This window comes from Oceaniglobus indicus (assembly GCF_002751875.1).
GTDB classification, from domain to species: domain Bacteria; phylum Pseudomonadota; class Alphaproteobacteria; order Rhodobacterales; family Rhodobacteraceae; genus Oceaniglobus; species Oceaniglobus indicus.
In genome coordinates this window covers 132,668-150,689 of the sequence record NZ_NMZM01000009.1, presented here as the reverse complement: position 1 = coordinate 150,689, position 18,022 = coordinate 132,668, and the positions used below count along the sequence as shown (strand labels likewise).

The 18,022-nt window shown below is 65.9% G+C and carries 16 protein-coding genes and 2 pseudogenes; 7 read left to right on the top strand and 11 right to left on the bottom strand.

The features are described 5' to 3' along the window. Positions 1 to 106: 106 nt before the first annotated feature. The 6 genes and pseudogenes from CFP68_RS14595 to CFP68_RS14575 all read right to left on the bottom strand — a co-directional run bounded on the left by CFP68_RS14595 (position 107) and on the right by CFP68_RS14575 (position 5,159). On the bottom strand, positions 107 to 1,534 hold the full coding sequence (locus tag CFP68_RS14595) for a hypothetical protein (RefSeq protein ID WP_099827669.1): 1,428 nt from the start codon (positions 1,532 to 1,534) through the stop codon (positions 107 to 109). 58 nt (positions 1,535 to 1,592) lie between these two features. Further along, positions 1,593 to 1,925: a hypothetical protein gene (locus tag CFP68_RS14590; RefSeq protein WP_099827668.1), complete on the bottom strand. Its 333-nt coding sequence runs from the start codon at positions 1,923 to 1,925 to the stop codon at positions 1,593 to 1,595. Positions 1,926 to 2,026: 101 nt separating this feature from the next. Continuing rightward, positions 2,027 to 2,161 (bottom strand): annotated as a pseudogene (locus tag CFP68_RS18650) (IS5/IS1182 family transposase); the annotation flags it as partial. Next, positions 2,128 to 2,392: pseudogene (locus CFP68_RS18275) on the bottom strand (transposase); the annotation flags it as partial. The pseudogenes CFP68_RS18275 and CFP68_RS18650, both read right to left, overlap by 34 nt. A gap of 230 nt (positions 2,393 to 2,622) precedes the next feature. After that, a complete protein-coding gene (locus tag CFP68_RS17965) occupies positions 2,623 to 2,814 on the bottom strand; it encodes a hypothetical protein (RefSeq protein WP_145953460.1) in 192 nt (63 codons plus the stop codon). A gap of 341 nt (positions 2,815 to 3,155) precedes the next feature. Beyond that, a complete protein-coding gene (locus CFP68_RS14575; RefSeq protein ID WP_099827666.1) occupies positions 3,156 to 5,159 on the bottom strand; it encodes a bifunctional DedA family/phosphatase PAP2 family protein in 2,004 nt (667 codons plus the stop codon). A 242-nt stretch (positions 5,160 to 5,401) separates the two neighbouring features. Between CFP68_RS14575 and CFP68_RS17960 the strand changes: the two genes are divergently transcribed. The 4 genes from CFP68_RS17960 (at position 5,402) to CFP68_RS14550 (ending at position 8,591) form a co-directional block, all read left to right on the top strand. Then, complete coding sequence (locus tag CFP68_RS17960; RefSeq protein WP_145953459.1) at positions 5,402 to 5,740, top strand: PepSY domain-containing protein; 339 nt, start codon at positions 5,402 to 5,404, stop codon at positions 5,738 to 5,740. A 65-nt stretch (positions 5,741 to 5,805) separates the two neighbouring features. Beyond that, a complete protein-coding gene (locus CFP68_RS14560) occupies positions 5,806 to 6,477 on the top strand; it encodes a winged helix-turn-helix domain-containing protein (protein ID WP_099827664.1) in 672 nt (223 codons plus the stop codon). Continuing rightward, on the top strand, positions 6,474 to 7,844 hold the full coding sequence (locus tag CFP68_RS14555) for a sensor histidine kinase (RefSeq protein ID WP_099827663.1): 1,371 nt from the start codon (positions 6,474 to 6,476) through the stop codon (positions 7,842 to 7,844). Before CFP68_RS14560 ends, CFP68_RS14555 begins: the two co-directional genes overlap by 4 nt. A gap of 102 nt (positions 7,845 to 7,946) precedes the next feature. Then, positions 7,947 to 8,591 carry a hypothetical protein gene (locus CFP68_RS14550; RefSeq protein WP_099827662.1) on the top strand — a complete coding sequence of 215 codons (645 nt, stop codon included), beginning with the start codon at positions 7,947 to 7,949 and terminating at the stop codon, positions 8,589 to 8,591. Between the two features lie 44 nt (positions 8,592 to 8,635). Here CFP68_RS14550 and CFP68_RS14545 read toward each other — a convergent pair whose 3' ends face one another. Further along, positions 8,636 to 10,978: a copper-transporting P-type ATPase gene (locus CFP68_RS14545; RefSeq protein WP_193825231.1), complete on the bottom strand. Its 2,343-nt coding sequence runs from the start codon at positions 10,976 to 10,978 to the stop codon at positions 8,636 to 8,638. Between the two features lie 57 nt (positions 10,979 to 11,035). Further along, positions 11,036 to 11,713 carry a TVP38/TMEM64 family protein gene (locus CFP68_RS14540; RefSeq protein ID WP_099827661.1) on the bottom strand — a complete coding sequence of 226 codons (678 nt, stop codon included), beginning with the start codon at positions 11,711 to 11,713 and terminating at the stop codon, positions 11,036 to 11,038. A 468-nt stretch (positions 11,714 to 12,181) separates the two neighbouring features. Here CFP68_RS14540 and CFP68_RS14535 point away from each other — a divergent pair, with 468 nt between their 5' ends. Genes CFP68_RS14535 through CFP68_RS14525 form a run of 3 tightly spaced genes read left to right on the top strand, consistent with a single transcriptional unit; the run spans position 12,182 to position 14,538 of the window. Further along, the gene (locus tag CFP68_RS14535) at positions 12,182 to 12,640 is read left to right on the top strand and encodes a c-type cytochrome (protein ID WP_099827660.1); all 459 of its coding nucleotides are present in this window, start codon (positions 12,182 to 12,184) and stop codon (positions 12,638 to 12,640) included. A 48-nt stretch (positions 12,641 to 12,688) separates the two neighbouring features. Next, a complete protein-coding gene (locus CFP68_RS14530; RefSeq protein WP_099827659.1) occupies positions 12,689 to 14,077 on the top strand; it encodes a multicopper oxidase family protein in 1,389 nt (462 codons plus the stop codon). Positions 14,078 to 14,133: 56 nt separating this feature from the next. Further along, on the top strand, positions 14,134 to 14,538 hold the full coding sequence (locus CFP68_RS14525) for a c-type cytochrome (RefSeq protein WP_241524110.1): 405 nt from the start codon (positions 14,134 to 14,136) through the stop codon (positions 14,536 to 14,538). Positions 14,539 to 14,632: 94 nt separating this feature from the next. Here the strand turns inward: CFP68_RS14525 and htpX are convergent, their stop codons facing one another. From htpX to hflK, 3 genes are all read right to left on the bottom strand, one after another. Next, on the bottom strand, positions 14,633 to 15,538 hold the full coding sequence (gene htpX, locus CFP68_RS14520) for a zinc metalloprotease HtpX (RefSeq protein WP_099827657.1): 906 nt from the start codon (positions 15,536 to 15,538) through the stop codon (positions 14,633 to 14,635). Between the two features lie 194 nt (positions 15,539 to 15,732). Next, positions 15,733 to 16,797 (bottom strand): protease modulator HflC, encoded by a 1,065-nt coding sequence (gene hflC / locus CFP68_RS14515; RefSeq protein WP_099827656.1) that lies wholly within the window; start codon positions 16,795 to 16,797, stop codon positions 15,733 to 15,735. Beyond that, positions 16,797 to 17,960, bottom strand: coding sequence for an FtsH protease activity modulator HflK (hflK, locus tag CFP68_RS14510; protein WP_099827655.1), 1,164 nt, complete (start codon positions 17,958 to 17,960; stop codon positions 16,797 to 16,799). The genes hflC and hflK overlap by 1 nt, the downstream gene beginning before the upstream one ends. Between the last annotated feature and the right edge of the window lie 62 nt (positions 17,961 to 18,022).

The following is an 18,022-nucleotide window of genomic DNA, read 5'->3' as shown; positions in this document are numbered from 1 at the left end:
GCGCTGTGCCGGGACGGGCTGGCGTAAGCGAGGCCGCGGGCCGAAGTGCCGGCGGCGCCCTTTGCCCCAAGCGGATCGTTGTGAGCGACCGAACGCCGGCACGCCATCACTGTCGGACAAGCGCGGGGTTGCTGTGCCCGACCTGGTGAACCGCGGCGGCATTGGCGCTGCCGCCCTGCAATATGCCCAGTTCGTTGTCATCGCCCTGGATCAAGACGAGAACGCTGTTCAGGCCGCCGATCTGGCGCGTCGCGACGGCGTTGGAATCGGCCACGACTGTGATCGTCGCTGTGTTGTCGCTGCCACTGCTGGTGGTGCCGGACTGGACCAGTTGCCCCGCGCGCAGGCCCAACGTCGCAAAAGCGCCCGACTGGCCGCGGGAATTGTTGTCGCTTCCCGTCAGCGATACGATCAGGTTGTTCTCGCCTTCCTGCACGACGTCGAAATAGTTGTTGTCGCCGGCGAGACCCATGGTGAGGATGCTGTCGCCCGCCTCTCCGAAATTGCAATCCTGCCGTGCCGTGATCTCGTTGGTGTCGCCTTCGATCGTCAGGGCCGCATCGTTCGTTCCCATCTGATCGACCGAGACGATGTTGAAATCGCTGTCGCCGAAGATGTTCAACGCCAGGCCGTTGGTTCCGTATTGATCGACCCCGATGACGTTCTGGATGCCTTCCAGCGCCGCAGCGGTCATGTCGTTCTCCAGCCCCTCCTGACGGATGCCCAGCGCGTTTCCTGCACCGCTGACCGTGATTGGGCCGATCCGGTTCATCCGGCCGCCTTGCCGGCTGCCGAAACGGAAATCATCGGCAAGCACGAACAGTTCGACCTCGTTGCCGTTCGACGCCGGATCCAACGCGCGTCCCGTCTGGACGATCGCACTGTTGCGCAAACCCGGCACAAGCGCCACGCCCGACAAGTTGACCCGTCCGTTGTCGTTGCCCGCAAGCGTCAGGACAACGCGGTTCGGATCGCCGCCGAAATCGCTGCCGGCTTCCTGGTGAACAAGGCGCACTATGTTGCCCGCGCCATCCATCGTGATCTCGGCGCGCTGGGCGACCTCACTGGGCTGCTGGTCCTGGACGATACCGGCGACGGTGTTGTCGCGCCCGGTCTGGGTGATCAGAAGGGTATTGGTGCCCTGCGGCACGGCCCCACGGGCGATCTGGGTGACGGCGCCAACAAGGTTGCGGGTGCCGGTCTGCGTCAGGGTCATGCTGTTGTGCACCAGCGGCGTGGTTTCAAGACCGCGCTGGACGACGCGGCGGGTATCGGTGCCGACGCGGTTGGCGCTGCCGGCCTGGTCGATCCGGATCTCGTTCCAGTATCCCGATTGCAGGATCGGGTTGCTTTCGGTCCCGCCTAGGTTGTTGGAGCCGGTCTGATCGATGGTCGCCGTGTTGTCGGTGCCGTCCTGTTCGATGACGACATCGTTGCCGAACCGGGACTGCGCGTTCGCTGGCACACCCGCCATGACCAGCGCGGCGGCGGCCGCGTCGACAAGGCTGAGACGTGCGTTCTGCCGATGGTTCACTGAAACCACCTGATCTGGGCGCGCCGGTTCATCGGGGTCCGGCCGCGCCGTCGGGATGTTATTGCGTCACGCCCAGCACGTTGCCGGTGCCGTTCTGGGTGAAGTTCGCGACGTTGGTGTTGCCCAACTGTGCGACCACGGCTTGGTTGCCGGTCCCACCGCCAATGGTACCCATGATCGAGTTGTTGCTACCCTGCTGGAGGGTGGCGAACAGGTTGTCGCTCGAGTTGACGGTCAAGGTCAGATAGTTGTTGCCACCATTCTGCCACAGACGACCGTGCCCGAAAGTCAGACCCGTCGCATTGTTGGCATAGTGGCGCGCCGCAAGCGCGTCGCCGGTGAGGAAGTCACCGTTGTTGTTGTTGCGGTCACCGGTAACGCGGACGGTCATGATGTTCGTGCCACCATAATGCTGCTGACCATCGAGATAGTTGTCGCCGGCTCTGTTGCACAGATCGGCTGAACGCCGAAGTTCCTCTTTCCCGGGCGGACTTATCCCACAGTTTTCGTGACGGATATGCCGAGCGCAGTATAGCCTTTCAGGACGGCGATGCGGACCCGGAGCTCGGCGACCTGTCGGTCGAAGTTCCCCACCATGAGCCTCTGGCCCGGCAGTTTGACACAATGCCGGTGTTGTCGATCGGCAGGTGCAAGGGGCCCTTGGAGCCGCGATACGGGATAGGGACGGCCAGCGTCTTCTGACGGTGCGAAAGCGTGCTGAAGTCAGGCACCGTCCAGTCACGGCATCCCAGCTCATCTCGGGGTCAAACCAGCCGTCAGCGAGCCCCGGCGTTTGAGCGCCCCGTTATAGGCTGGCCAGCTCCTGGTTCTGTAGGTTGAAGGCGCAGGTCTGCTCATGAAGCCCAGCTACCACGCTGGAGTCACGAAATGAATCCCTCACGCAATTTGTGCAACAGAGCCGGCTGGGGCGAGTTTCGCCAGGCCTTTTCCGGCGAATGGTACGTCTTCGACCCCGCCTTCGGCCGCACGGGTCAGGTCTGCCGGATCGAATTGTCCCAGACCGGTGACGTGCCTTGGTCTGCGTCGTCGAAGAACTGCAATCGCCCCTGTCGAGCCTTGCCAGCTGGTCAATCGAAGACGGCCAGATCCTGCTGTCGGACCGCGACGACGTCGCGCTGTTCCTTGCCATCGGTGGCAACCAGTTCAGGCTGAGCGGCGAGATCAGGGGCGTGGGCGAAACCGTCATAGTCGAACGCCAGACCGGCGACGGCACCGCCGCGCATCGCCAAGGCGCTGGAGAGGAAAGCGTTTTTCTCCAAGGGGCTGACCCGCGAATGCGTGCCGTCAAGCGATCTTCAGGCATCGTCCCTCACGGGAAATGAGACGATGATAGAAACCTGTGCGCCGCCTGCCCCGCCGCGATGCCTTGATCGTCGGCGTTGTTCCCGCGGCCACAAAGGTCGTTTTCAATCAATGCCTTGTGGCATCCGACGGTGTCTGGTGCCGCGCCGATTTCTTGGGCGAAAGCGGCTTTTTCGCCAGAACCGCATTGCGGCAAGATGAATGGCCCGTGGCGACGTTCAGGATTCTGGACGAAGGCATGTAACCGGAGCCTGTCGGCCGATGGGTCGGACGCCGTCATACCGCGTTTGGCCCGGTGTCAGGGGCGCGTTGTTACCTTCAGCCCGCTTTCGCGCAGATCGGCGGCAAGGCGGCTCAGCACCTTCGAAACATCGGGATTTGGCAGGCCGGCCGCGTCATCGTCGATGGCCCATTCGACGGGGTCCTCGCGCGTTACCGTGCCGACGAACACCGTCTCGCCCCGGGCGGTCCTGAACCGGCTGTCCCAGAACCGCGCGTGCAGGCGCTGATCGTCCGATCCGCCTGACGCGGGCATGGCAAAGCCAAGGGTGCTAGGCCGGTCGTCCCAGAAGGTCGGAATGACCAGCGGATCGGGCAGCGCCCGGCCGGTGACGTCGTCGAAAACGGCTGCCGCCAACCGCCCAAGGCCGGGACGCGGCGCATCCAGCCAACCGGCATTCTGCATGGCCGTCGCCAGGGCCTTGCCATCCGGCGCCGTGACGATCAGGTTCACGCGCTGACGCGCAACCCCCACCAGGCTTTCCGTGCTGTCGGCAAGCGGTTGCGCCTCAAACAGGCCGGCAGGCTGGGCGATGATCCGCGTTGCCGGATCGACGGGCGGATTCAGGGGGTTGGCGGTGGTGAAGGCGAAATAGGTCGTGAGCGCCAGCGCCGCCGCAAGACAGCCCGCCGCGGCCCAGGCGCGTGGGCCCGCGGGGGGCGGGCGCGGCCGGTCGCGACGCCACTCGCACCAGGCCACGCCAAGGATCAGCCACAGCGCCCCGACGAGATAGCCGTTCAGCACGTCCGACAGGTAATGTTCGACCAGATAGACCCGGCTGAACCCGATCAGGAACGCGACCGTCACCGCCGCGATGGCCGCCACCCCTGCCGAAAACAGCCGCATCCGCCAGCCGACATAGAACAGCATCGCCCAGACCGCGACCGATCCCGCCGCGTGGCCGCTGGGAAAACTGCCCGAGGTTTCGACGAAATACCCCAGCGCGGATCGCGGGCGGTCGAAAAAGCTCTTGAGCAGGGTCACGGTCAACTGGTTGCCGATGGCCGCGATCGCGACGCCGATGAACAGATCGAACCGGCGCAGGATCAGCAGCGCAGCACCCGTGCCGGCCAGCATCGGCAGCACACCGTGCCGCCCACCCGCATCCGTGATCCAGCCCAGAACGGCGACAAGATGGGGATCGCGCATAGCGAACAGCATGTTGGCCAGGCGGTTGTCCGATGTCGTCACGTCGCTGTCGCCCAGGAAATCGAACACCGACTCGGTCCAGACCCCGACGACATAGAGAAACAGTACCACGAGGATCGTCGCCGTCAGACCCAGGAACCGTTCGGTCCCGAAGCGCGCGGCGACAAAGCCCGACAGGCGCGGAAACCGCGCAAGGACCGCGCGCACCGGCGGTTTGCGCAACAGGCTCTGGCGCAGGGCACCCGCGATCTCGGCCAGCAGCGGCAGCGCGCGGCGGATCCGCGCCATCACGAACCACAGGAACGCCAGAACGACAACGCCCGCCCCCGCCACCGCCAGCGCCCTCGGCGCCGCCGCCCCCAGGGTGCCCAGCGCCCGCCCCGAAGCATAGCCGAACGCGGGCAGGATCAGGGCATAGGGCACCGCGCTGACCGCGTTCCAAGCCGAAAACCGTCGCTGCGTCATCCCCGCCAGCGCGGCGGAGAACGGCACAAAGGCCGCAAGCGGGCCCAGGAAACGCCCGATCACCATGGCAAACGCCCCGTGCCGGCGCAAAAGATCGGCGGCGCGCCCCGCATGGTGCGATCCGGCAAGGGCGCGCCGGTGGCCCAACCCGCCGGTCGCAAGCCGCCCCAACCGAAAGCTGATCTCGCCACCGATCACCGCACCGGCCGCCACGAACCACGCCAGATCGAAGAAATCCAGCGTGCCGCGCTGCGCCAGCATGCCGCCGGCGATCACCACCAGCGTTCCGGGCACGACGATGCCGGTCAGCACGACCGCCTCGAGCAGCGCGAACAGCGCGATGATCCAATAGGTCCACAGCCCCAGCGACTGAAGTGACGGCAGGATCTGGTCGAGAGAAAGGGGCATTGCGGCAGGAACCTCGTTTTTGAAGTGAGGGAGCGAACGATACGATCCCGCTTGATGTCTTGTGCCACGGATGCACCACCGACGCGATGCATGCCGCTTGGGTGACCCGGCCCTTACACCATGAAATTCGATTGCGCCGCATGGCAAATTTGTAATGTTTGCGACAAGCCGCGCGGCGCGGCGGTGCCTAGGTTTGATCCAGACGGCGACACTGGCGTCGCCGCGAACCCAAGGAGACCACCATGACCATCAAGTCGCTGAAAACCCTCGGTGCGGCCACCCTGATTGCACTGGGCGCCGCCGGAGCCACCGCCGCCCTGGCCGATCGCAACTCCGATGCCGATGACCGGGCCGAAACCCAAGCGTTCCTGGCCGCCCCCGGATCCATCATGGATGCCATCACCGCCGCCGAGAACCAGACCGGCGGCAAGGCGATGAGCGCCGATTTCGACACCGACGATACCGCCTCGGGCGTCTATGAGGTCGAGATCGCCATGACGGACGGCACCACGAAAGAGGTCGCGGTGAACCCCGCCGACGGCACGGTTACCGCGATCATCGACGACGACGACAAGAACTGATCGTCGCGTTATACGAAGACAGGACCGGCGGCGCCCTGCCCGCCGGTCAAGCCTCGGGGGACGCCATGAAGATCCTGGTCATCGAAGACGACGCCTCCACCGGGGCCTATATCGCCGAGGGTCTGCGCGAGGAAGGGCATTGCGTCGATCTTATCGCTGACGGCGCCGACGGCCTGGTGCAGGCGGCCGTCGGCACCTATGATGTCATGGTGATCGACCGGATGCTGCCGGGTCTGGACGGCATGAGCCTGGTCAAGACCCTGCGCGCGACGAAAAACGCGACGCCGGTGTTGTTTCTGACCGCGCTTGGCGGCGTCGACGACCGGATCGAAGGTCTGTTGGCCGGGGGCGATGATTATCTGGTCAAACCCTTCGCCTTCGGCGAGCTGAGCGCCCGGATCGCCGCCATCGCCCGCCGTCCCCCGTTTCAGGACCAACCGACGGTCCTGACGGCCGGCGATCTTCGGATGGACCTGTTGCAGCGCAAGGTCACGCGCGCCGGCCGGCCGATCGACCTGCTGCCGCGCGAATTTGCCCTGCTGGAACACCTGATGCGCCGCAAGGGTCGTGTGCAGACCCGCACCATGTTGATGGAGGCGGTATGGGACATCCATTATGACCCGCAGACCAATGTCGTCGACACCCATATCAGCCGTCTGCGCGGCAAGATCGACAAGCCCTTCGACACCGAGCTGATCGAAACGGTGCGCGGATCGGGATACAGGATCGTCGAATGACGCGAGGGCGCAGCATCCGCTCGACCCCTCTGCGCCTGACGCTGATCCTTCTGGCGATTTTTGCGGTTGCGGCCATCGGCTGCCTTGGCGTGGCCTATGGGGTGACGCGCGCGCATATCGACGCCGCGATCGAAGCCGACCTGGAACAGACGCTCGATGACTATCGCGCGATCCGCGACAGCGATGCCCTGATGGACCGGCTGGCCGCCGCGGTATCGAACACCGACCCCGAAGTGCGCATCCTGCACTTTCTGCCCGGGCATGGCGATCCGATATCGAACGTCGATGATTTCCCCCCCGTCCGCGGCCCGACCATCGTCGCGAAGGACGCTGTCGCGGCTGACGATGACGACGATCTTGCCGACAGTTACCTGGCACTGGGCGAACAGGTCGGGCGCGGCTGGCTGGTCGTGGCACAAAGCCGCGAACAGGTCATCGAAATGGGTGAAATCTTTGTTTCGGTCCTGCTCATGGGGGTGTTGCCGGCGCTGCTGATCGCCGGAGCGGCCGGCGCTTGGATCGCCCACACCGCGCGGCGCCGGATCGACGACATCGAAACAACGCTGCGCGAATTGACGGGCGGCACGCTGTCGGCCCGGGTGGGCGGCATCGAAGGGCGCGCCGACGATCTGTCGGGCATCGGTCACAGCGTCAACCAGATGGCAAGCGCGCAAGAGGCGCTGATTTCGTCCATGCGCCAGATCTCCGCCGACATCGCGCACGACCTGAAGACACCGATCCAGCGGGTGGCGGTGGTGCTTGACCGGATGCGCACCCGAACGGTGCTGAGTGACGGGCAAGAACCCCTGCTGGACCGCGCGCTGGACGAAACCGACCGCATCGTGCGGACGTTCCAGGCGCTGTTGCAACTGGCCCAGATCGAAGGCGGCGCGGTGCGTGACCGGTTCCGCCCCACCGACCTGGCAGACGTGGCACGCGATGTCGTCGACCTTCTGGGGCTGGACGCGGAGGAGCAGGGTTTCGATCTGACCATCGCGGCGCCGACGGATCGCAGCGCGACGATCATGGGCGACCGCCAGCTTCTGTCGCAACTGATCACCAACCTGATCCAGAACGCCCTGACCCATGTGCCGGGGGGTGGCCCCGTCACCATCGTGATCACCGCGGCGCCGGGCGATGTCACGCTAACGGTTTCGGATCGCGGCCCGGGCATCCCGCCCGAGGAACGCGACAAGGTGCTGCGCCGTCTTTACCGTCTTGAACAAAGCCGCACCACCGAAGGCAACGGTCTGGGCCTCAGCCTTGTTTCCGCCATCGCGAACCTGCATCGTGCGACCCTGACCCTGGACGACAACGCGCCCGGCCTGACGGTGCGCGTCCGGTTTCCAAACCCCCGACACGCCTAGAGCCAAGGGGTTTCAATTCGGCTACGCCTGCCCGGCCAAAGGGCGAAAGGCCCCGCAAGGTTGCAAATTACTTTCCGTGCAATCCGTGAAAGACTGCCTCCCATGCAAAGATATTTCTCCATCGACATGCCGGCGCTGGTGTTTGCACGCAATACCCTGTTGTTCAGCCTGCTCGGGCTGGTGCCGGCCGTCGTGATCTTCGTCGTGACGACCCCAGGGTTTGGCGGCATGTTGGTGGGCGGCGGCGCGCCACTGGTCCGGTTTGCAAGACAGGTCGCGATCAATGGCCTGCCGGTCGTGTTCGTGGTGAACTATGTCAGCTTCTTCCTGTTCGCATTGATCGTGGCCAGTCCCGGGCGGAACTATGGGATCCGGCTGGTTCTTCTGGTCGATCTGCCGGTCCGCGTGTTCGGGTTCATCGCGCTGCACGGAGCGATCTATGTCCTGTCGGCCGATCTGTTCGGATCTTTCGGCGGCAGCCGCGCGACCGCCCTTCGGGTGGTGGCGCCGACGCTGGTGCGCTCGGTCCTGTTCGAGAACATCTCGGGCGCCTATCTCTATGCCACGCTGGCCAGCGCCCTGCCGCTCTATGTCACGGCCATCCGGACGTCGGAAAGGCTCGGCGCCCTGGCGCACAGGTTTGGGGGGCGGTCGGGCGCGGTGCTGTTCGCAATCGCGGGCTTCGTCCTTGCAACGCTGGCCCTGACCGCCTGCGCGGCCCTGCTGATCCGGTGGCAGGCACGCTGACCACCACCGGAAGATGGGTTGGCGACCGCCACCCATGCGTCCCTTCAGATCTTCGTCGCCCTCAACCGCAGCGCGTTGGCCACCACCGAAACCGAAGACGCACTCATCGCGAAGGCCGCGAACATCGGGCTGATGAGGATGCCGAAAAAGGGAAACAGAACGCCCGCCGCGATCGGCACGCCCAAGGCGTTATAGATCAGGGCAAAGAACAGGTTCTGGCGGATGTTGCGCATGGTGGCGCGGGCAAGGCGGCGCGCCCGCACGATCCCGTCGAGATCGCCCTTCACCAGGGTGATGCTGGCGCTTTCGATCGCCACATCCGCCCCGGTGCCCATGGCGATGCCGACATCCGCCTGCGCAAGGGCCGGTGCATCGTTCACACCGTCGCCCGCCATGGCAACGCTGCGCCCTTCCTGCTGCAAGTCCCTGATGATGCGCGCCTTGTCCTCGGGCAGCACATCGGCCTTGATCTCGTCGATGCCCAGCCGGGCGCCGATGGCCTTGGCGGTGCGCGCGTTGTCGCCGGTCGCCATGATGACCCGGAAGCCGAGATCGTGCAGTGCCGCGATCGCGGCCGGGGTGGTTTCCTTCACCGGGTCGGTGACGCTGACCAGGCCGACGATCTCATTGTCCAGCACGACGAACATGACCGTCTCGCCCTCGTCCCGGCGCGCGTTGGCCGTGGCCGTCAGGTCGCCGGGGTCAAGCCCCAGGTCGGTGAGCATCGCCAGGTTGCCAAGGGCAACGGTCCGGCCATCGACGACGCCCTTGACGCCCTTGCCGGTGACCGCCTCGAAATCCTCGGCGTCGCTCATCGTCACGCCCCGGCCCTCGGCGCCGCGAACGATGGCTTCGGCCAGCGGATGTTCGGATCCGCGCTCAAGCGAGGCGGCAAGGCGCAGCACTTCGGTTTCGTCATGGCCGGCCTCGGGCAGAACGGCCACAAGCCTGGGCGCGCCTTCGGTCAGGGTGCCGGTCTTGTCGACGATCAGGGTGTCGACCTTTTCGAACCGCTCCAGCGCCTCGGCGTTCTTGATCAGCACGCCCGCCTGTGCGCCGCGCCCCGTCGCCGTCATGATCGACATCGGCGTGGCAAGGCCAAGCGCGCAGGGACAGGCGATGATCAGCACCGCCACGGCAGAGACCAGCGCATAGGACAGCGACGGCGCCGGACCCCAACTCGCCCAGGCGATGAACGACAGAACGGCGATGCCGATCACGGCGGGGACGAAGATGCCCGCCACCTTGTCGGCGTATTTCTGGATCGGCGCGCGCGAGCGTTGGGCGTTCGCCACCATCTCGACGATGCGGGACAGCATGGTGTCGGCGCCGACGCGCGTCGCCTCCATCACCAGGCTGCCGTTGCCGTTGATCGTGGCACCGGTGACGGGATCGCCTTCGGTCTTCTCGACCGGGACGGGTTCGCCCGAAATCATGCTTTCGTCGACGAAGGACTGGCCGCTGACCACGACGCCATCCACCGGCACCTTGTCGCCGGGGCGCACGCGCAGGTGGTCGCCGACCTGCACATCCTCAAGCGGGATCGCCTCTTCTGTGCCATCGGGCCGGATCACCCGCGCGGTCTTGGCCGCCATGTCCAGAAGTGCGCGGATCGCCTTGCCGGTCCCTTCGCGGGCGCGCAATTCCATGACCTGGCCCAGCAGCACCAGCACCACGATGACCGCCGCGGCCTCGAAATAGACGCCGACATGACCTTCGGCGTCGCGGAACCCGTCGGGGAAGATATCGGGCACCAGAACTGCCACCACGCTGAACAGCCAGGCCGCCATGACGCCCATGGCGATCAGCGAGAACATGTTGAGGTTCATGGTGCGGAACGAAGTCCAGCCGCGCACGAGGAATGGCCAGCCGCTCCACAGGACCACCGGCGTGCCCAGCACCAGTTCGATCCAGAGCGATGCGCGTTCGCCGAAGACCTCGCGCACCTCGGGGAAACCCACGAACGGGCCCATGGACAGAACCAGAAGCGGCAGGGCCAGGATTGCGCCAACCCAGAAGCGCCGGGTGAAATCGACCAGTTCGGGATTTGGCCCATCTACCGCCATCGCCGCCGATTCAAGCTCAAGCCCCATGCCGCAGAGCGGACAGGAACCGGGCGCAACCTGGCGGACCTGGGGATGCATCGGACAGGTATAGACGGCGCCGTCGTGATCGGCGGGAACGGTGTCGTATTCTCCCTGATCGTGCGCGTCGTTGTCGTGCGGTGCGTGGGTGTGGGCGCCCTGCGCGTCAAGCTCGGCCTCGGGCACAAGGTGCATGCCGCATTTCGGGCAGTCGCCGGGCCCGTTCTGCCGCACCTCGGGGTGCATCGGGCAGACGTGAACGATGGTGTCGATATCGGATGGGGCAGCATGGCGGTCGCTCATTTTCGTGACCTTTCCTGGCAGGGTTATCTTACCCTGCACCTTCCACCGGCGGGAAGGTCAAGGACCGCGGCGCTTTCGCCAATCCCTGAATGCCACCCCCAGAAGCGGCGCCAACGTCAGGGCGCCCAACCCGATCGCGATCCACATCACGCTGGACGGCTTGCCGCTGACGGCTTCGTTGCCGAAATGGGCAAGGACAAAGCTGGCGGGAATGATCCCCGCAAGCGTGGCCAGCGCAAAGCGCCAGAAGTGAAGACAGCTCAGTCCCGCGGCATAACTGACGATATCGAACGAGATGAATGGCATCAGGCGGCTGGCGAAAACGGTGAAGGTCAGCGCGTTCTGCGAGCCGAGCCAGCCGGGATCGACCTTGTCGCCAAGCCATCGGACAAGGGCATCGCGCCCGAGGAACCGGGCCAGCCCGAAGGCGACAAGCGCGCCCAGTTCGGCCCCGGCAACGATATAGAGCGTCCCCATCGTATGCCCATAGGCGGCACCGGCGGCCAGCGCGATCGGCGCGCTCGGGATTGGCGACGCGACGATCGCGACCGTCATCAGCGCCACGACAAGCACCGGCCCCCATGCCCCCGCGCCGTCGACCCACGCGGCGATCCGTTCACCATCGACGTTCTCGACAGCATCGGTCAGCGGCCCCCACCCCAACGCGACTATGGCGAAGACCAAAAGCGCGCCCCCGATCAGCGCCAGGGTTCGCCAGCTGAGGAATCGGGTCATCTGCCCCCCAGGGGACCGGCTGCAACACCTGCGATCCGGTCGATGACGCGACCGGACCGGCCGGATTCGCGGCACGCCTTGGTCTTTTCAGCATCGTCACGCAACATCGTTCTGCCTCCCGGCCCCCGGCCTGACGCTCTGGCCACCGGCGGGCGCAATCCGGCGGCGTTCACTGAAGCCCTCCCCCACCTGCGGATGCCAGCGCGAAGGATGCGACCAGCGGATCAGCCCGCGTCGGCCTGGTTCGCCACCCTCAACCTGACAGCGGGTTCGGTCAAGGCACCACGGCGACGATCCGCCCTGTCACGGAATGACACAAAGCTCACGCTGATGTCAGCGCGGGACTGCTTGACCTTCCGGTGCGGGAAGGTGGTCTGACCAGCCCGGCAACGACGACGCGGATAGGATCGCCCGGGTCTTTTCCGATGGCGAGACCAGGCTGCCATACCATGCAGGGGACACAAACGCATGAACAGAACACTCGTGGCGATTGCCGCCCTTCTTCTTGTCACGGGCGCCGCCATCTATTGGACGGCGACCGGGCCAGCCCTCCAAGGCCCGGGCCATTCGATGGTGCCGCCCGATACCGGCGCGATCGCCGACGGCGCGCCGCTTGTGACGGTGGCGCTTCCGGGTGAATTGTCGCCGGATGCCCAGATCGGCAAGCGGGCGTTCACCGCCAAATGCGCCGCCTGTCACGGCGTCAATGCCGCAGGCCAGAATGGCGTCGCCCCGCCGCTGGTGCACAAGATCTATGAGCCGAGCCACCATTCCGACATGGCATTCGTCCTTGCCGCGCGAAATGGCGTGCGCGCCCATCACTGGACCTTCGGCAACATGCCCGCCGTCGACGGATTGACCGACGCGGACGTGAAGCTGATCGCGCGCTACGTGCGTGAACTCCAGCAAGAAAACGGCATCTTCTGAGCGACCCGACCCGGCCCGATCCCCGGGCCCGTGACTGTAAGGAACACCATGCTTGAGCGTCGAACATTCCTGGGCGGTTGTCTGGCCGTCGCGACGGCGGGCCATCTGTCCGCGCCGGCCCGTGCCGGGACCAAAGCGCCGACCCTGACCGCGCGACCGGCCAGCGTCCAGCTTGCCCCGTCGGGTTTTCCCGAAACCGCGATCTGGGGCTATGACGGGGCGATGCCGGGGCCGCAACTGCGGATCGCCCAGGGCGCCCGCCTTCGAAGATCGTTCGTGAACGACCTGCCCCAGGCCAGTTCGGTCCATTGGCACGGCCTGCGCATCGACAACGCGATGGACGGTGTGCCCGGCCTGACCCAGGCAGCCGTCGCACCGGGACAGCAGTTTGCGTATGATTTCATCGCGCCCGACGCGGGCACCTATTGGTATCATGCGCACAACCGGTCCAGCGAACAGGTCGCGCGCGGCCTCTATGGCGCGCTGATCGTCGAAGAGCCCGAAGCGGCGGATGTCGACCGCGACGAGGTGCTGATCCTGGACGATTGGCTTCTCGATCCCGAAACGGCACAGATCGACCCCGACTTCCTGTCGCGCCACGATCGCAGCCATGCGGGCCGGAACGGCAACTTCATCGCCACCAATGGCCGGCACGACCTTTCGCTGGATGTCTCACAGCACGAACGCCTGCGCCTGCGCCTGATCAATGCGGCCAACGCCCGGATCTTCGTGCTGGCGCTTGCCGGGATGGAGGGCTGGACCGTGGCGCTTGATGGCATGCCCCTGCCCGCCCCCGAACCGATAAACGATCTGCTGGTGCTGGGACCGGGCCAGCGCGCCGATCTGATCGTCGATATCACCGCCGGGCCGTCCGAAACCGCCCATCTGGCGCGGATCGACCGTCAGCAGGGCGTGCCGCAGGTGGCGTTCCCGGTATCGGGTCGCGCGGCGGCGGCGCGTCGTGGCCCGCCCCGCCCCCTGCCCCCCAACCCGCGCATGGCGGTGTCCGGCCTGGAAACTGCCGTCACCACTCGCCTCGAGATGCAGGGCGGCGCCATGGGCACGCTGGACGCGGCGATCCTGAACGGCGAACGCAAGAGCTTTCGCCAACTGGTCGCCGCCAACCAGTTCTGGGCCTTCAACGGCACCATCGGGATGACCGAGACACCACTTGCAAGCGTCCCCCAGGGCGAGACGATCAAGCTTGAGATCCGCAACGACACGGCATTTCCCCATGCGATGCACCTGCACGGGATGCATTTCCGCGAGGTCACGGGCGCGGCCACCCTGGGGCCGTTCCGCGACACCCTGCTGATGGCCGGTGGCGAAACCCGCACCATCGCCTTCGTCGCGGACAATCCGGGGAAATGGCTGTTTCACTGTCATATGCTCAGCCATGCCGCGTCGGGGATGATGACCTGGCTTCATGTGACGTGATGCGCAGATACCTGATCGCGGGCGCCCTTCTGGCGTCCGGTGCGGGCGTGGCCCTGATGCTGATGGCGCGGGACAATCGCGCGCCCTTGGCGTCCGGCAACCGGGATCTGGCGCAGGGCGCAGACCTGTACCAGAACTTCTGCGCCGCGTGCCATGGTGCGAACCTCGAAGGGCAGCCGGATTGGCGCTCACCCGGCGCGGACGGCCTCCTGCCCGCGCCGCCCCATGACGAAACGGGCCACACGTGGCATCATTCCGACAGCGTTCTTTTCAGCTATACCAAACTGGGCGGCGCGGCGACGCTTGCAGCACGGGGCATCGACTTTGAAAGCGGCATGCCCGGCTTCGGTGATCAACTGTCCGACGGGCAGATCCGCGATATCCTTGCCTATATCAAATCGACCTGGCCGGATCGACAGCGACAGATCCAGGCCGACCGCAGCGCCGCCGAAGGCGACTGACGCATCCTTGGCACCAGGCCGCCTGCGCGGCCCGGGGCAGCGGTGTGCCGTCAGTCCGGGCACCCGCGGATCGACCCGCCGACACCCGTGATGCTCAGGACCACGGCCCGGCCTGCCGGCGGCCCCTGGTATTTGGCACACGGCTGGCCGACGTCTGATCGGGCCCGCGTTGCGGCGTCATCGCACGAAGTGCGGCGATGCGGTTCTCGGTCGCGGGGTGGGTCGCGAACAGGCTGTCGTGCTTGTGGGCGTGCAGCGGGTTGATGATGAACATGTGTGCCGTCGCCGGATGCCGCTCGGCCGCGTGGTTGTCGATCCGGGCCGCGCCCATGGCGATCTTCTCCAGCGCCGAGGCCAGCCAGAGCGGCTGACCGCAGATCTCGGCTCCGGCCTTGTCCGCCGCATATTCCCGCGTCCGGCTGATCGCCATCTGCACCAGTGCCGCCGCGAGCGGCGCAAGGAACATCATCAAAAGCGTGCCGATCAGCCCCAGGCGTTCCCGCGAGCCGCCAAAGAACAGCGCGAAGTTGGCCAGCATCGAAATGGCACCGGCGAACGTCGCGGTGACGGTCATGATCGCGGTGTCGTGGTTGCGGATATGCGCCAATTCATGGGCGATCACCCCGGCCAGTTCCTCGCGCGACAGACTTTGCAGCAGGCCCGATGTCACCGCGACGGCAGCGTTCGCCGGATTGCGCCCGGTGGCAAAGGCATTGGGTTGGGGCGTGTCGATCAGATAGACCGCCGGTGTCGGCAGGTTCGCATTGCGCGCAAGGTCGGCCGTCAGCGCATGAAGGCCCAGCCGGTCACCGGGCGCCACCGGCCGGGCGTTGTGCATGCGCAAAACCATCCGGTCCGACCGCCACCAGGTAAAGGCGTTCATCGCCGCCGCGACGACAAGCGCGATCACCGCACCCCCCGACCCGCCGATCAGATAGCCCACGCCCATGAAAAGCGCGGTCATCGCCGCCATCAGCATCGCTGTCTTCACATAGCCCATGTCGGTCTTTCGAATCCCAGGTTGAGGTCGCAAGGGAAATATGGGGAGCTTCCCGAGCGGTGCAAGCACGGAGAGGAAGCGCCGTGCAGCCAGGCCGGGACGCAAACGAAAAAGCGCGCTGCCGATGGCAGCGCGCAATATGGTCCGGGCGATGATCGCGCGTCCCGGTGTTTCACGGTCGCGGCAAACGCGTATCAGGGATTGATCGTGTCGGTCCCCGATTGGTCCGTGTCCGGTGCATTGTCCGCGTCCGGGCCTGGTGTGGCGTCGGGCGCGTTGTCTTCCGGCGTGGCGGGGGTGGTGCCCGCGCTGTCGGGTGCCGTATCTTCAACCAAGGCCGCGGGTGCGCTGTCTTGGGCGACCGACGCCTGATCGCGGTCGCTGCCGCGGGGCTGATCGGACTTGAGATAGTCGAAGAACTCGGTGTCCGGCGACATCACCATGGTCGAGTTATCGGCGTTCAACGAGCGTTGATAGGCCGTCAGCGAGCGATAGAACTCGAAGAACTCCCTGTTTTCGCCGAAAGCGCCGGCAAAGATGGCACTGCGCTCGGCGTCGGCTTCGCCTCGGGTGACCTCGGCGTCGCGGGTCGCTTCGGACACCAGTTCGACCACGGTCCGGTCGGCCTGGGCACGCACGCGCTGTGCCGCTTCTTCACCGCGGGCGATCTCGTCGGCGGCTTCCCGTTCGCGTTCCGCCCGCATCCGCGCAAAGGTGGCTTCCAGGTTCTGTTCCGGCAGCGCCGTCTGCTTCAGGCGCACGTCGATCACGTCGAGGCCCAGCGGCAGGGCCCGGGCGCGGGACTGCGTCGTGATCCGTTCCATCAATGCCGCCCGGTCGGCCGACAGGATGGTGTTGGATGTCACGCCGTCCGAACCCAGAACCGCGCGGATCTGCGGGTTCAGGATACCTTCCAGCCGGCTTTCGGCCGCCCGTTCACCGCCGATGCCGACAGCCTGCCGGAACTGCACCACGTCGATGATGCGGTAGCGTGCGAAGGCATCGACGACCAGACGCCGGTCATCCGAGGGGGTGACTTCGATCGGGTCGGTGTCGATCGACAGGATCCGGTCGTCATAGCGCACGACCTCCTGGATCAGCGGGATCTTGAACGCCAGCCCCGGCTCTTCCTTGACGGCCTTGATCTGGCCGAACTGAAGCACCAGCGCCTTTTCGCGTTCGTCGACGATGAAGATCGACGACATGAACACGACGACAACGACCACGATGGCCGGCAGGATGAATGCGGATTTCTTCATCAGTTGGACCCTCCGGTGGTCGAGCGGCGCAGTTCATTGAGCGGCAGATAGGGCACAACACCCTGCCCGTCGCCACCCGCGACATTGTTGTCCAGGATGATCTTGTCGACGCGGCCCAACACTTCTTCCATGGTTTCGAGATACAGCCGCTTGCGGGTCACTTCGGGGGCCTTTTCGTATTCGCCCAGAACCGCGCTGAAGCGGCTGGCTTCACCCGACGCCTCGTTGACGACCTGGGCGCGGTATCCTTCGGCCTCTTCCAGAAGCTGCGCCGCCTCACCGCGCGCACCGGCCAGGGCCTGGTTGGCATAGGCGTCGGCCTGACGTTGCAGGGTGTCGCGCTTCTGTTCGGCGGCCTGCACCTCGCGGAAGGCGTCGATCACCTCGCGCGGGGGGTCGGCCTTGTCGAGGTTGAGACGCACGATGTTCACCCCGGCGTCATAGCTGTTCAGCGTGTTCTGGATCAGTTCCTGCACCGTATCGGCAATGACCGCACGATCGCGGTTCAGGATCGGCGCCAGTTCCGAGCGCGCGATCACCTCGCGCATGGCGGATTCCGACACGGCGCGGATCGTCTGGCGCGCGTCGCGCAGGTTGAACAGGAACATGGCGGGATCGCTGATGTTCCAGACCACTTCGAAATCGATATCGACGATGTTCTCGTCGGTGGTCAGCATCAGGCCGTCGTCATTGCGCCCCGAAGCACCACCGACGCCGATCGCTTCGGTCTGTTCGCGGGTGACGGGCAGCACTTCGGCCGTGACGAATGGCCAGGGCGCAAAGTTCAGGCCCGGCCCGCCGGTGGACGAGTATTTGCCGAGGAACAGTTCGACCGACTGTTCTTCCGGCTTCACGGTGTAGAAGCTGGAGAACAGCCACAGACCGACAACGCCCAGCGCCACCAGCCCGACGGTGCCACGGGTGAAGGCCGGGCCGCTGGGACCGCCCGTGCCGCCGCCATTGGGGCGGTTGCCGCCGCCGCGTCCGCCCATGAGCACGCGCAGACGTTCCTGGCCCTTCTTCACGATCTCGTCGATTTCGGGGATCTGTGATCCACCTTCGGGCCGCCGGTCGCCCGGCCCCCTGCGATCATCGCCGCCGCCGTCTCGGTCGCCGCCTCCCCGGGGGCCGTTGCCCCAGGGTCCGCCATTATTGCTGGCCATCTAGGTCGCATCCCTTTTGTTGGTCAGTGTCATTTTCGGTGAGTGTCACGGGTTCCACTGCA

Bases quoted from the DNA above. Each gene is read 5' to 3' on its own strand.
- CFP68_RS14575 (WP_099827666.1), bottom strand. From the start codon at position 5,159: ATGCCCCTTTCTCTCGACCAGATCCTGCCGTCACTTCAGTCGCTGGGG.
- hflC (WP_099827656.1), bottom strand. From the start codon at position 16,797: ATGAAGAAATCCGCATTCATCCTGCCGGCCATCGTGGTCGTTGTCGTC.
- CFP68_RS14590 (WP_099827668.1), bottom strand. From the start codon at position 1,925: ATGACCGTCCGCGTTACCGGTGACCGCAACAACAACAACGGTGACTTC.
- hflK (WP_099827655.1), bottom strand. From the start codon at position 17,960: ATGGCCAGCAATAATGGCGGACCCTGGGGCAACGGCCCCCGGGGAGGC.
- CFP68_RS14550 (WP_099827662.1), top strand. From the start codon at position 7,947: ATGCAAAGATATTTCTCCATCGACATGCCGGCGCTGGTGTTTGCACGC.
- CFP68_RS14560 (WP_099827664.1), top strand. From the start codon at position 5,806: ATGAAGATCCTGGTCATCGAAGACGACGCCTCCACCGGGGCCTATATC.
- CFP68_RS14555 (WP_099827663.1), top strand. From the start codon at position 6,474: ATGACGCGAGGGCGCAGCATCCGCTCGACCCCTCTGCGCCTGACGCTG.
- htpX (WP_099827657.1), bottom strand. From the start codon at position 15,538: ATGGGCTATGTGAAGACAGCGATGCTGATGGCGGCGATGACCGCGCTT.
- CFP68_RS14525 (WP_241524110.1), top strand. From the start codon at position 14,134: ATGCTGATGGCGCGGGACAATCGCGCGCCCTTGGCGTCCGGCAACCGG.
- CFP68_RS14530 (WP_099827659.1), top strand. From the start codon at position 12,689: ATGCTTGAGCGTCGAACATTCCTGGGCGGTTGTCTGGCCGTCGCGACG.
- CFP68_RS14545 (WP_193825231.1), bottom strand. From the start codon at position 10,978: ATGAGCGACCGCCATGCTGCCCCATCCGATATCGACACCATCGTTCAC.
- CFP68_RS17960 (WP_145953459.1), top strand. From the start codon at position 5,402: ATGACCATCAAGTCGCTGAAAACCCTCGGTGCGGCCACCCTGATTGCA.
- CFP68_RS14540 (WP_099827661.1), bottom strand. From the start codon at position 11,713: ATGACCCGATTCCTCAGCTGGCGAACCCTGGCGCTGATCGGGGGCGCG.
- CFP68_RS14535 (WP_099827660.1), top strand. From the start codon at position 12,182: ATGAACAGAACACTCGTGGCGATTGCCGCCCTTCTTCTTGTCACGGGC.